At 33.1% G+C, this 12162-nt stretch carries 9 protein-coding genes; 4 read left to right on the top strand and 5 right to left on the bottom strand.

Going from position 1 to position 12162, the window contains the following annotated elements; translation table 11 throughout:
* The first annotated feature begins 9 nt into the window (after nt 1-9).
* Nucleotides 10-960 (top strand): foldase protein PrsA, encoded by a 951-nt coding sequence (locus KMP11_RS06315; RefSeq protein ID WP_215756530.1) that lies wholly within the window; start codon nt 10-12, stop codon nt 958-960.
* A 66-nt stretch (nt 961-1026) separates the two neighbouring features.
* Here KMP11_RS06315 and pflA read toward each other — a convergent pair whose 3' ends face one another.
* From pflA to KMP11_RS06340, 5 genes are all read right to left on the bottom strand, one after another.
* A complete protein-coding gene (pflA, locus tag KMP11_RS06320) occupies nt 1027-1809 on the bottom strand; it encodes a pyruvate formate-lyase-activating protein (protein WP_216279759.1) in 783 nt (260 codons plus the stop codon).
* A 139-nt stretch (nt 1810-1948) separates the two neighbouring features.
* On the bottom strand, nt 1949-4195 hold the full coding sequence (pflB, locus tag KMP11_RS06325) for a formate C-acetyltransferase (RefSeq protein ID WP_216279760.1): 2247 nt from the start codon (nt 4193-4195) through the stop codon (nt 1949-1951).
* 331 nt (nt 4196-4526) lie between these two features.
* Nucleotides 4527-5381 (bottom strand): bifunctional DNA-formamidopyrimidine glycosylase/DNA-(apurinic or apyrimidinic site) lyase, encoded by an 855-nt coding sequence (gene mutM, locus KMP11_RS06330; protein ID WP_216279761.1) that lies wholly within the window; start codon nt 5379-5381, stop codon nt 4527-4529.
* A 96-nt stretch (nt 5382-5477) separates the two neighbouring features.
* A complete protein-coding gene (gene pepF / locus KMP11_RS06335) occupies nt 5478-7286 on the bottom strand; it encodes an oligoendopeptidase F (protein WP_216279762.1) in 1809 nt (602 codons plus the stop codon).
* Nucleotides 7287-7439: 153 nt separating this feature from the next.
* Entirely contained in the window at nt 7440-8693 is a 1254-nt protein-coding gene (locus tag KMP11_RS06340; protein WP_216279763.1) for a restriction endonuclease subunit S, read from the bottom strand.
* A gap of 336 nt (nt 8694-9029) precedes the next feature.
* On the opposite strand from KMP11_RS06340, the gene manA reads away from it, so the two are divergent.
* The 3 genes from manA to KMP11_RS06355 all read left to right on the top strand — a co-directional run bounded on the left by manA (nt 9030) and on the right by KMP11_RS06355 (nt 12158).
* Nucleotides 9030-10001 carry a mannose-6-phosphate isomerase, class I gene (gene manA / locus KMP11_RS06345; RefSeq protein WP_216279764.1) on the top strand — a complete coding sequence of 324 codons (972 nt, stop codon included), beginning with the start codon at nt 9030-9032 and terminating at the stop codon, nt 9999-10001.
* Nucleotides 10002-10349: 348 nt separating this feature from the next.
* Complete coding sequence (locus KMP11_RS06350; RefSeq protein ID WP_216279765.1) at nt 10350-11336, top strand: mannose/fructose/sorbose PTS transporter subunit IIA; 987 nt, start codon at nt 10350-10352, stop codon at nt 11334-11336.
* Nucleotides 11337-11348: 12 nt separating this feature from the next.
* Nucleotides 11349-12158, top strand: coding sequence for a PTS mannose/fructose/sorbose transporter subunit IIC (locus tag KMP11_RS06355; protein ID WP_215756536.1), 810 nt, complete (start codon nt 11349-11351; stop codon nt 12156-12158).
* The last annotated feature ends 4 nt before the right edge of the window (nt 12159-12162 follow it).

Genomic DNA, 12162 nt, shown 5'->3' on the forward strand with positions numbered 1-12162 from the left:
ACTTAAAAAATGAAAAACTTAAAAAAGGTAATATTGCCAGTAGCACTATCGGTGTCCCTACTTGGTCTTACTGCTTGTTCAGCTGGTGGTGGAGACACATACGTTACAACAAAAGCTGGTAACGTAAACCAAAAAGATGTAATTGACTATATAGGCGGTCAACAAGTATCTAAGGCCGCTACTAGCCTTGCTACAAAAAAAATATTACTAGAAAAATATAGGGGTAAGCTAGATAAGTCTTATGTAGAGAAAAAAGTAGCCGCTATCCAAGCCCAATACGGTGGCAAAGAAAAATTTGAAGAATACCTAAAACAACAAGGCTACACACTTGACAAATATAAGGAAGAAATAAATTTCAGCCTTGCCCAAGCTTATATGATTAACGACTTCAAAGCCGTAACCGAAGACCAAATAAAAGCTGAATACGAAAAAGAAAAATTACAATACAATATTGCTCACATACTTATTGCTGTAAAAAGCGAAACAGCTCCTAACGGTTTAAGCGATGAAGAAGCAAAAGCAAAAGCTGATGAAATAAAGGCTAAAATAAATGCTGGAGAAGACTTTGCAACACTTGCAAAGGAAAATTCTACAGACACGGCAAGTGCCGCAAAAGGCGGAGAGCTTGGTTGGTCTTCTAAATCTAGCACATCATTCGTAACTGAATTTGCAAATGTTGCCTACTCACTTAAAAAAGGAGAGGTTTCAGATGTAGTTAAAACATCATTCGGTTATCACATTATTAAAGTTCTAGATACAAAAGAATTAACCTACGAGGAAATGAAATCTGAATTAGTTGAAAAACTTGCTGTTGCAACAATTTCAGCAGATTCAAAAGTTTATACGGACGCACTTAAAAAATTATTTGAAGAGTATGACGTAAAAGGAAACACTGAAGACCTTAAAAATTACATCTCAAATATGCTTGCAGGAAAAATCCAACCAAGACAACAACAATAGTAATAAAAAAATAGTTAGTGAAATTTTCACTAACTATTTTTTTATAAAGTAGCTTGCTAAAATATTTTATTTTAAATCATATCTTGCACCCAAAATTTTAATTGCATTCTCTATTCTATCCTGGCTAGGTGGCTCGATGTGGTCTATCTCATATACAATTCCTAGTTCCTTATATTTGTACTTGGCCATATCGTGATAGGGTAATACCTCGACACGTTCTACCCCCTTTAGCGTATCTATATAATCTCTAAGCTTTTGCAAGTCGTCATCAAAGTCTGTCCACTCAGGAACTAGTACGTGCCTTATCCACATTTTTGCCCCATTATCACTTAGAAAATTAGTAAACTGAATAATATTTTTATTGGTTCTCTTGGTTAATCTAGTATGGACTTCATCATCTATATGTTTTAAATCCATTAAAAATAAGTCTGTAAGAGATATGAGTTCTAATATTTTTTTATTCATGGAAGCTGCATTCACATAAAATCCCCCACAGGTATCAACACAAGTATTTATACCTATTGCTTTTAATTCTCTAAATAATTCTAAAATAAAGTCTAATTGTAGTAGAGATTCGCCACCACTTACCGTAACTCCGCCACCTTCACTAGCTTCAAAAAAGGGGCGATACCTAACTATTTTTTTTACTAAGTCCTTTACTGTATATTTAGTTGCCTTGTCATTATGTAATTTCCAAGTGTCGGGATTGTGGCAATATTTACAGCGTAACATGCAGCCTTGAAAAAATATTACAAATCTTATACCAGGGCCGTCAACATTACCAAATGATTCTATGGAATGGACCAGACCTGTTAACTCTTTTATTTCTGTCCTTTCTGTAAGTGTCATAAATTAGCCTCCTCATGCATTAATTATATTTTAAATAAGTTTTTACTAAGATAATTAACTAAAATTCACATGTCTAATAAAAATTTATTTAAAAAGGAAGGCTCGATTTAATAGCCTTCCTTAATTTTTCAATAATTAATTAGCGGAATTGGTGCATTGTACGGCTTAATACATCACGTTGTTGTTCTGGTGTTAAGCTGATTAGACGCACTGCATAGCCTGATACACGGATTGTGAAGTTTGGATATTCTTCTGGTGCTTCGATAACTTTAAGCAGGGTTTCCTTGTTAAATACGTTAGTATTTAAGTGATATCCCCCTTGTAAGAAGTAGCCGTCCATCATTGCTACTAGGTTGGTAATTCTGTCTTCGTGGTTTTTACCTAGTGAATTTGGTGTAAAGGCGGCAGTTAGTGAAATTCCATCACGGCTGTATTCATATGGTAATTTAGCTACTGAGTTTAAGCAAGCTAAGGCTCCAGATTGGTCACGTCCGTTCATTGGGTTAGCTCCTGGTGAGAATGGTTCTCCAGCACGACGTCCGTCAGGAGTATTACCTGTTTTCTTACCGTAAACTACGTTTGAAGTAATTGTTAAAATTGAAGTTGTAGTTTCATTTGCACGGTAAACTGGATGTTTTTTAAGTTTTGTCATGAATTCTTTTAATAATTCAACTGCGATTGCATCTACACGATCATCGTCGTTACCAAATGTAGGGAATTCACCTTCAACTTTGTAGTCTACGGCTAAGCCTGTTTCTTCGTCTACGATTGGTGTAACTTTAGCATATTTAATAGCTGATAATGAGTCGACTGCTACTGAGAAGCCAGCGATACCAGTTGCCATAAATCTTCTTACATCTGTATCGTGTAGGGCCATTTCTAATGATTCGTAAGAATATTTATCGTGCATGTAGTGGATAACGTTTAATGTATTGATGTATAGTTTACATAACCATTCCATAAAGACATCAAATTTTTCCATAACTTCTTCGTATTTAAGTTCACCACGGATTGGTTCAGTTTTTGGACCAACCTGTGCTCCAGAGATTTCATCACGTCCACCGTTGATAGTGTATAGTAAGGCTTTTGCTAAGTTAGCACGGGCTCCGAAGAATTGCATATCTTTACCAGTAGTCATACCAGATACACAGCAAGCTATTGACTTATCACAAGTCTGTAAGAAGTCTGCTAATAATTCATCACTTTCGTATTGGATGGCACTGTGGTTGATTGATGATTCGGCACAGAATTCTTTAAATCCACGAGGTAATTTTGTTGACCAAAGAATTGTTAAGTTGGGCTCTGGTGAGTTACCCATGTTGTCTAGTGTGTGGATAAAACGGAAGTCTGTTTTTGTTACTAGTGATTTTTCTTTATCTAGCATTTCACCAACGATTAAAGTTGCCCAGATTGGGTCTCCAGAGAATAGTTGGTTGTAGTCGGGTGTACGAGCGAATTTAACGCAACGTAATTTCAAGACTAAGTGGTCGATTAATTCTTGGGCTTCGTCTTCTGTAAGAGTACCGTCTTGTAGGTCTCTTTCAATGTAGATGTCTAAGAAGGTAGCAATGTTACCGATTGACATGGCAGCACCATTTTGTTGTTTGATTGCTGCTAGGTAACCGAAGTATAGCCATTGAACTGCTTCACGAGCATCTTTAGCTGGTTCGGAAATATCAAATCCGTAAATTTTAGCCATTTCTTTTAATTGACCCAAGGCTCTGATTTGTTCGTTTACTTCTTCACGGTCACGGATAATGTGTTCAGTCATAATTCCGTCTGCACCGATAGAGGCTAAATCAGCTTTTTTAAATTCGATTAATTTATCTACACCGTATAGGGCAACACGGCGGTAGTCGCCAATTATACGACCGCGTCCGTAAGCGTCTGGCAAGCCAGTGATAACACCCGATTTACGAACTGCTCTCATTTCTGGAGTGTAAGCATCGAATACCCCTTGGTTATGAGTTTTACGGTAGTCGGTAAAGATTTTTATTACCTCTTCATCAACTTCGTATCCGTAAGCCTTGCAAGAAGCAACAGCCATATTAATACCACCGAAAGTCATAAGAGCACGTTTGAGTGGTTTGTCTGTTTGTAGACCCACTATTTTTTCACGGTCCTTATCGATGTAGCCTACTCCGTGAGAAAGAATTGTTGATGGAATAGATGTATCCATATCAAGAGTTCCGCCTGCAAGGCGTTCTTGTTTCATTAATTCGTTGAACTTTTCTACTAATACCTTAGTATTTTCTGTCGGTCCAGCTAAGAAAGAAGAATCTCCTCGATATTCTGTGTAGTTAGATTTAATGAAATCTACTAAGTTTACTTCTGTTTCCCAAAGACCACCAAGAAAAGCTTTTTTAGTTTTTGTTGTTGTTGACATTGTTTTGTCACACTCCTTTATTTTTTATTTTGCACTTTAAGTGTACATCAAACAAGTACACATTTCAATAACTAGTAAAAGAGAAATGTGAATTTTTTGTGAACTAATAATCTATAACAACTAAGACAAAAAAGCTGATATATATATGTAATTTCCTCTTTTCTATTAATTAAATCTATGAAAAAACTTGTAAAGGGGTTGTAAAATTTGGGAAAAGGTATTTTAGCAAGCCTTCTAAGGACTGGTTCCTATTTTATTATCTGTTACTTTAGCTGTTATATTTTTAATTGCTTTACTATTATTTTTTATACAGTAAAATAGTTTTTTATCATTATTTTTGACAAATTGGACAAAAATATGTCGACCTAGTTTTAATGCTTATGTTTTCTGTTGTATGACCTAGGGGACAAACTTTTTTCCCGTATATCTGTAAAAAGTTCTGCATATTTCCTTTAGCTCCGTCAGTATGGACATAATCAGATACGGTGCTTCCCCCCTGACTAATACTAAATTTTAATATATGAACTAGGCTATTAAATAAGCTTATTTTTTCATCTAAGCCTAAATCTTTTGCCAACTTCTCGGGATTGATTTTTTCTTTGTAAAGAACTTCACAGGCATAAATATTGCCGCAACCACAAAATACACTTCCTTGTAGCAATAAGGCCTTTATTTTTTGTTCCCTATATCTCTTACTATCTAATTTTTCTAAAAAATATTCTAGGGCCTTTTTATGAAAAGGTTCTGGTGCTAAATTAACAAATGGTTTGAAAGAAGATATGTCTTCTAGATACCTAACTTCTCCGAAACGTCGAATATCACTAAAGACCATTTTTTCACCGCTATTGAAATAAAATATTATATGTCTGTGCTTGTAATAATTTTTATTTGTAATTTCTGATAAATCATTTACTAGAAAATAAGCTCCCGTCATCCCAAAGTGTGTAAGCATATATCCCTTATTTAAAGTAAAATAAATATATTTTCCCCTACGCTCTAAATTTAGAATTTCCTTTCCCCTTATTTTTTCTTTAAAATATTCTAATTCATCTTTTACTATTGCTTTTTTCCCCTGCTCATGAGAAATTTTTACAAGATCAGAAAATTCTATATCCCTTATTTTTTTATTTACAACGCTTGGTTTTAATCCTATTTTTATATTTTCTACTTCTGGCAATTCTGGCATAATTTTTTTCTCCTGTTTTTATAAAATTATAGCATAAAAAGAATAATAAAATAATTTTCAAGTAAAAAAGAGCTACAAAATTTTGTAGCTCTTTTTTTATTTTTCAAAATAAATTTTTTCAAATTCATCAATTTTTTTAGCAAAATCTTTAATTGCTCTTTGGATAGGTTCTGGCTTAGACATATCTACTCCAGCATTTTTTAATACTTCTATTGGATAGTTAGAATTTCCTTTTGATAAAAATTCTTCAATATATCGGGCTGCATTTTTATTATCTTCTAAGATTAGACTAGACAGGGCTTGGGCTGCCGAAAAACCAGTTGCATATTGGTAAACGTAGTAGTTATAGTAGAAATGTGGTACTCTTGACCATTCGTATTGAATTTCATCGTCATATTCAAAGGCGTCGCCGTGATATTTTTTAACTAGGGCTAGGTAGTTTTCATTTAATAATTCTGCTGTTAATACTCCTCCCTCTTGTAAAGTCTTATTCATAAAATGTTCAAACTCTGCAAACATTACTTGTCTGTAAAGTGTTCCTACATAGTTAGATAGTTCTTGATTTAAAACTGCCAACATGGCATCACGATTACCTTCATTTTTGAATTTTTTGTATAGGTAGTCTGACAAGAGGGCTTCGTTGCAAGTAGATGCAACTTCGGCTACGAATATAGAATAACTTCCATAAGTTTGGGGCTGGTGTTTTCTTGTGTAGTAGGAGTGCATTGAATGCCCCAACTCATGAATTAGGGTATAGACATAGTTTAATGTGTCGTCATAGTTTAATAAAATATAGGGTCTTGTAGCATAGCCTCCAGATGAGTAAGCGCCTGAACGTTTGCCCTTGTTAGGTCTTATATCAATCCAACGTTCATCGAATGCTTTTTTCATATCATTTACATAATCTTGACCCATAGGTTTGACAGCTTCTAAAACTATATTTTTTGCCTCTTCAAATGTGAAAACTGGTGGTTCTCCCTCTATCATGGATACCGACCTGTCATATAGCCTAAAGTCTTCTGTTTTGGCAACTTTTTTCTGCAATCTGTGGTACTTGTGCAAGACTTCTAAACTATCATTTACACTTGCCACTAAGTTGTCATAAACTTCTTCTGGTATGTGGTTATTTGACAGGGCTGCATGGCGTGTTGACTTGTAATTGTGGGTATCTGCATAATACTTATTAGCTTTCAAGGTACCAGACAGGGTAGAAGCTAAGGTGTTGATATGGGCTTTATAGAATTTATACATTGCCCTAAATGAATTTTCACGCAAGACTCTGTCTTTACTTTCCATAAATTTGCCGTAAGTTCCAAAATTCAGGGGTAAAACTTTGCCGTCTTTATCTTCGACACTTCCAAAATCTACATCCGTATTATTTAAGGCTGAAAAAGTTTCTGGCGAAGCTGACAAGGCACTCCCTGCCATAGAGATAATTCTTTCTAATTCCTTGTCTAGAGTGTGGGGTCTTTTTTTATTTAATTTTTCCAAAGTGAATTTATAAAGTTCTAGTTCTCCTAATTCATCTACATAAGAATTTAATCTTTCTTCTGCAACTTCCATTATTTCTGGACTTAAAAATGACCACTCTGTATCTGTTCTCACATACAAGTCATAAGTTTTGGCATACATTTCCTTATAAACTGGATTTGTAGTATCCTGGTCGTGTTTTAAGTGGGCATAAATAAATAGGGTTTGAATACGCAGGCTATAGGCTTCATTTTCTTTTAAAACTTCTAGTAAGTCTGCCGCACTATTTTTTAATTTATTTTGATTATTTTTTATATTTACTAAAGCCTCTTCCGCTTCTTTAAAGACTTGCCAAAAATCTTCGTCTGTGGCATAGATATTTGTTAAGTCCCATGTTTCTTCTAATTTAATATCTTTTCTAAGTAGTTCAGACATATATTCCTCCTAAAATTAAAATTTCTCTAATTATAACAAAAAAAACTTAAAAATAGTATAATAATTATTTAGTGTGTTTTTTCTTATTTTTTAATTTTAAAATTTTCAAGTTTATACTTCTTTTTACATTTCTAAAATTCTTTTTATTTTTCTTTAGTCCCTCCTATATTTCTCTGGTATTTCTATATCTCTTATGTCTATTTTACCTGTAACTACATCAGATATTAGGCTTTGTTTTAGTTCTTGTAGGTAATTTATTTGCTGAGTGGTTTTTAGAATAAATTTATCAATGTCTGATAGTTTTTTATCTATCAAATTAACAACTTTTCTTTGAATATCAATATTAGGATATTTGATTTTAATCTCTTTTAGTTTTTGTTCAGAAATATGAACTATAATATCGCCTCTACCATATATATACTTATATTCAAGAGATTTAGTAGAATTTAAATAATACATTAGATATTTAGAATCAATTTCTTTATTATTGACTACAAAAGAAAGAATATCTCCACCTATTGCGACATTATCTTTCCCGCTATAAAGTACAGTTTTTCCTATATCTTCCCTAGTTTCTCCACTTGTGGTAAACAATAATGTGTTTTTAGAAATTTTTGTTGACATATTATATATATCATAATTAATTTTATTTGATATTTGAGAAAATGAAAAATTATATTTAGTATATATATCACCATAAAGAATTACAGGATATTCTCCTTCTTTATCTAAATTTTCTCTAGAAATTCCTTTACCTTTAATAAAAGAACCAATAAATTTTAACTTTATAGATTTTGTTTTTTCTAAGTTTATAAATCTATCTATAATTTTATTTTTAGTTAATTTTATTTTTGATAACTTTTCTTTCTCCAACCCCACCAACCTATCAATCTCCCCTATCTTCCAATCAAGGAAATTAGATATTTGAGTTTGTTCTTGTAATGGAGGTATAAGAATAATATTTCTTTTCATTTCATTATTCATTATTTTATAGCCATTAATATCTTTTCTTCGGGTATGTTTATTTCCTAAACCAATAATATAATTACAATAGCCTAAGTTTATTTCTTCAATTTTTTCTTTTTTTATAAATAGAATACCACATATATTTGTGCAATTATATTTACCACTTCTTAAAAAAGTTGTTCCTGCATTTTCTCCATCAGTTGTCCATGTTATACAATTTACTTCATCAAAATCATAAGTATTTAAATATCCCATAATTCCGTTGTTTTCAGTTTGAGAGGAAAATACAGGATACTTACCGTTTTCGTCTAATTCATCTTTTGAAATTACTCTTCCTCGTGTAATTTCAAAATAAAATTTCACCTTTTTAATCTCCCAATGCTCTGGCACTTCCTTTAACCAGGGCAAATTTACTTGCTTATATTTTTTATATCTTTTCATTATTTCTTAATTCCTTGGTTGTTACTTTATTTTCTCGAATTTAATTTTTTCTACTAGGGCTAAGTATAATATAGCACATGGATTTATTATTGAAAAGCATTTTAACACTAGCTAATTTAGAGATTTTTGTGCTAAATAGATAAATATTGTAATTAATTTAAGCTCATACTCTTTATAATACTTTAGTAGAAACTACTAAATATGGCTAGTAATTACTTTCTTTTGTCATTTTAAGATAAAAATACTTTTGAAAAAAGCTTGGGAATGATATAATTACTTGGGTAAAGATGAGGAAAGGCTATTACAAAAAATTATTAGAAAAAGGTGGAGGTCTTTATGGTAGATAATAAGGAAGTAATTTTTTTAAAGCCTGTCTTACAGGAAAAAATATGGGGCGGGAACAAATTAGAAACAGAGTTTGGTCTCAACTTGCCTAGTCAAAAAATAGGAGAATCATGGAGCATTAGCACCCATCCGAAGGGCGTGTCAATAATTAGCTACCCAAAAATGTTTGAAGGCATGGGATTGGATAAATTTTATCAAACATATCCAGATTATTTTGGTGGTAAGGTAGAGGAGCCTTTCCCCCTGCTTACAAAAATTTTAGATGCTAGTGATGACTTATCTGTTCAAGTCCACCCCGACGATGTTTATGGCTTGAAACATGAGGGAGAATTAGGAAAAACAGAATGCTGGTATGTGATTTCAGCAGAAGAAGGATCCAAAATCATTTATGGCCATACAGCTAAGACACAAGAAGAGTTTAAAGAAAAAGTTGAAAAACAAGAATGGAAGGATTTATTTATTGAAATGCCTGTTCAAGCTGGTGATTTTTTTGATGTGCCTCATGGTACCATTCACGCAATTGGAAAAGGTATTGTGATATTAGAAACACAGCAAAATTCAGATACAACCTATCGTGTATATGACTATGACAGGCTGGATAAACAGGGGCGTAAAAGGGATTTACATATTCAACAAGCCTTAGATGTAACACGATTTCCACATCAATATCCTGTTTTGAAAGACACTAGACAGGATATAGAAGATGGCTATGTCCACCATTATTTGAGCAATGATTATTTTAGTCTTTGGAAGTGGCAAGTAGCTGGACAAATGTCCATTTGCTTAGACGAGGGCTATTATTTGGTAACTGTAATAAAAGGAGCAGGAAAAATGAGAATAAATAAGAGAGAGTATCAGCTCTCTTTAGCTCATTCATTTATTTTACCATTTGGCACACAAAAAATTATATTGACTGGAGATTTAGAACTAATTGCATCCAAACCAAATAGGCGAGTAGGTTAAAACTACTTGCTTTTTTGCTATAAATACATAGATATATTTAAAAATGGCACATTTAGACTAAAAGGGATTTTTACTAGATAAAGATTTTTTGAAAATAGAATTTGAAAAAAATGGATAAAAGCTTGATTTAATAGAATTTTAATATATCAACTTTGCAGAAAATAAAAACAAGCATTTTCTGAATCCATTTTTATAGTGATTTTATGTTGCTCTCTTATTTTTATCTCATCTTTTAGCATTTTAGAAGATCAAATTTCTAAAAAAGCATTTACATTTATATTTTTTTTTGATATTATAAATATAGAAATTATTTATGATTTCAGAAGAAAAATTAAAGGAGGTATTTTGATGGTAGGTATTATTATTGCAAGCCATGGGGATTTTGCATTAGGAATAAAAAAATCTGCGGCAATGATTTTTGGTGAACAAGAAAAAGTCGAAGCAGTTACATTTATGCCCAACGAGGGTCCTGAAGATTTAAAGAGAAAACTTCATAAAGCAATTGCTAAATTTGGTACTGAAGAGGTATTATTTTTAGTGGATTTATGGGGTGGTAGTCCATTTAATCAGGCAAATATTTTGCTTGAAGAATCCCCAGAAACAAGGGCGATTATTTCAGGAATAAATTTACCCATGTTGATCGAAATTTATGCAAGTCGTCTTACAATGACAAAAGCCCATGATATTGCTAAAGCGATTCTTTTAAAATCTCAAGAATCTGTAAAAGTAACACCTGAAAAACTACAACCAGTTGTTGAACAACAAATAGTAGCACAAAAAGAAGAAGGTCTAGGATCTATTCCTGAAGGAACGGTGCTAGGTGATGGAAATATTAAATTTGTCCTTGCTCGTGTCGATACACGTTTATTACATGGACAAGTTGCAACAACATGGACAAAAACAACGAACCCTGATCGTATTATTGTTGTCTCTGATAAGGTATCCCAAGATGAGTTACGCAAAAAGCTGATTGAACAAGCTACTCCTCCGGGTGTAAAATCACATGTTATTCCATTGAAAAAATTAGTAGAAGTTACAAAAGATACACGTTTTGGTGATACAAAGGCATTATTATTATTTGAAAATCCACAAGATGTGCTAGAGGTTGTTGAACAAGGTGTTAATATTAAAGAATTAAACATTGGGTCTATGGCACACTCTGTTGGAAAAGTGCTTATTAGTAGTTCCTTATCAGTTGATCAGGAAGATGTCAACACCTATAAAAAATTAGCTGATTTAGGGGTTAAATTTGATGTTAGAAAAGTCCCAGCAGATAAACAAGCAGATTTATTTAAATTGATTTCTGATAAAGCATCTGAAGGCTTATCATTATAATAGGAGGAATTTATGGATTTTAATTTAATTTCAATAATTTTAGTACTCGTTGTAGCGTTTTTAGCGGGTATGGAAGGTATTTTAGACCAATTTCAATTTCATCAACCGATTATTGCATGTTCATTAGTTGGATTAGCAACGGGACATTTAATTGAGTGTATTATTTTGGGTGGAGCATTACAACTTATTGCATTGGGATGGTCTAATATTGGTGCTGCTATTGCACCAGACGCAGCCTTTGCTTCTGTTGCTTCAGCAATTATTTATGTAAAAGCAGGTGTTTTTGATTTAGCAGGACGCCAAGTAGCGATTGCTTCGGCGATTACATTAGCAACAGTTGGACTGGTGCTGACAATGGTGATGAGAACTGTTTCTGTTGGACTTGTTCATCAAGCGGATAAGGCTGCAAGAAATGGTGATTTTAGAGGCGTAACAATGTGGCATTTGGTTGCCTTAGCAGGTCAAGGATTACGTGTAATGGTACCGTCAGGATTACTACTGTTTGTACCTTCTGAAACAGTAAAAAATATATTAGGTTCACTTCCTGCATGGTTTACTGAAGGTATGGCAATAGGTGGAGGATTTGTTGTAGCCGTAGGTTATGCAATGGTTATCCACTTAATGGCAACAAAAGAAGTATGGCCATTCTTCTTCCTAGGATTTGCATTAGCACCGTTAAACGAATTAACTTTGATTGCAACAGGTATTATCGGTTTAGCACTAGCTGTTATCTACTTGAATTTATCTAAAAAGGGTGGAAATGGCTCAGGTGGCTCACAAGCTTCTGGTGATCCTTTAGGCGATATTTTGAATGATTATTAAGAGG

Origin of the sequence: Gemella sp. zg-570, from assembly GCF_018866345.1 — a bacterium.
Classification (GTDB): domain Bacteria; phylum Bacillota; class Bacilli; order Staphylococcales; family Gemellaceae; genus Gemelliphila.

What these genes read in the sequence shown, in the direction of transcription:
- KMP11_RS06315 (WP_215756530.1), top strand. Translation starts at nt 10, where the DNA reads ATGAAAAACTTAAAAAAGGTAATATTGCCAGTAGCACTATCGGTGTCC.
- pflA (WP_216279759.1), bottom strand. Translation starts at nt 1,809, where the DNA reads ATGACACTTACAGAAAGGACAGAAATAAAAGAGTTAACAGGTCTGGTC.
- pflB (WP_216279760.1), bottom strand. Translation starts at nt 4,195, where the DNA reads ATGTCAACAACAACAAAAACTAAAAAAGCTTTTCTTGGTGGTCTTTGG.
- mutM (WP_216279761.1), bottom strand. Translation starts at nt 5,381, where the DNA reads ATGCCAGAATTGCCAGAAGTAGAAAATATAAAAATAGGATTAAAACCA.
- pepF (WP_216279762.1), bottom strand. Translation starts at nt 7,286, where the DNA reads ATGTCTGAACTACTTAGAAAAGATATTAAATTAGAAGAAACATGGGAC.
- KMP11_RS06340 (WP_216279763.1), bottom strand. Translation starts at nt 8,693, where the DNA reads ATGAAAAGATATAAAAAATATAAGCAAGTAAATTTGCCCTGGTTAAAG.
- manA (WP_216279764.1), top strand. Translation starts at nt 9,030, where the DNA reads ATGGTAGATAATAAGGAAGTAATTTTTTTAAAGCCTGTCTTACAGGAA.
- KMP11_RS06350 (WP_216279765.1), top strand. Translation starts at nt 10,350, where the DNA reads ATGGTAGGTATTATTATTGCAAGCCATGGGGATTTTGCATTAGGAATA.
- KMP11_RS06355 (WP_215756536.1), top strand. Translation starts at nt 11,349, where the DNA reads ATGGATTTTAATTTAATTTCAATAATTTTAGTACTCGTTGTAGCGTTT.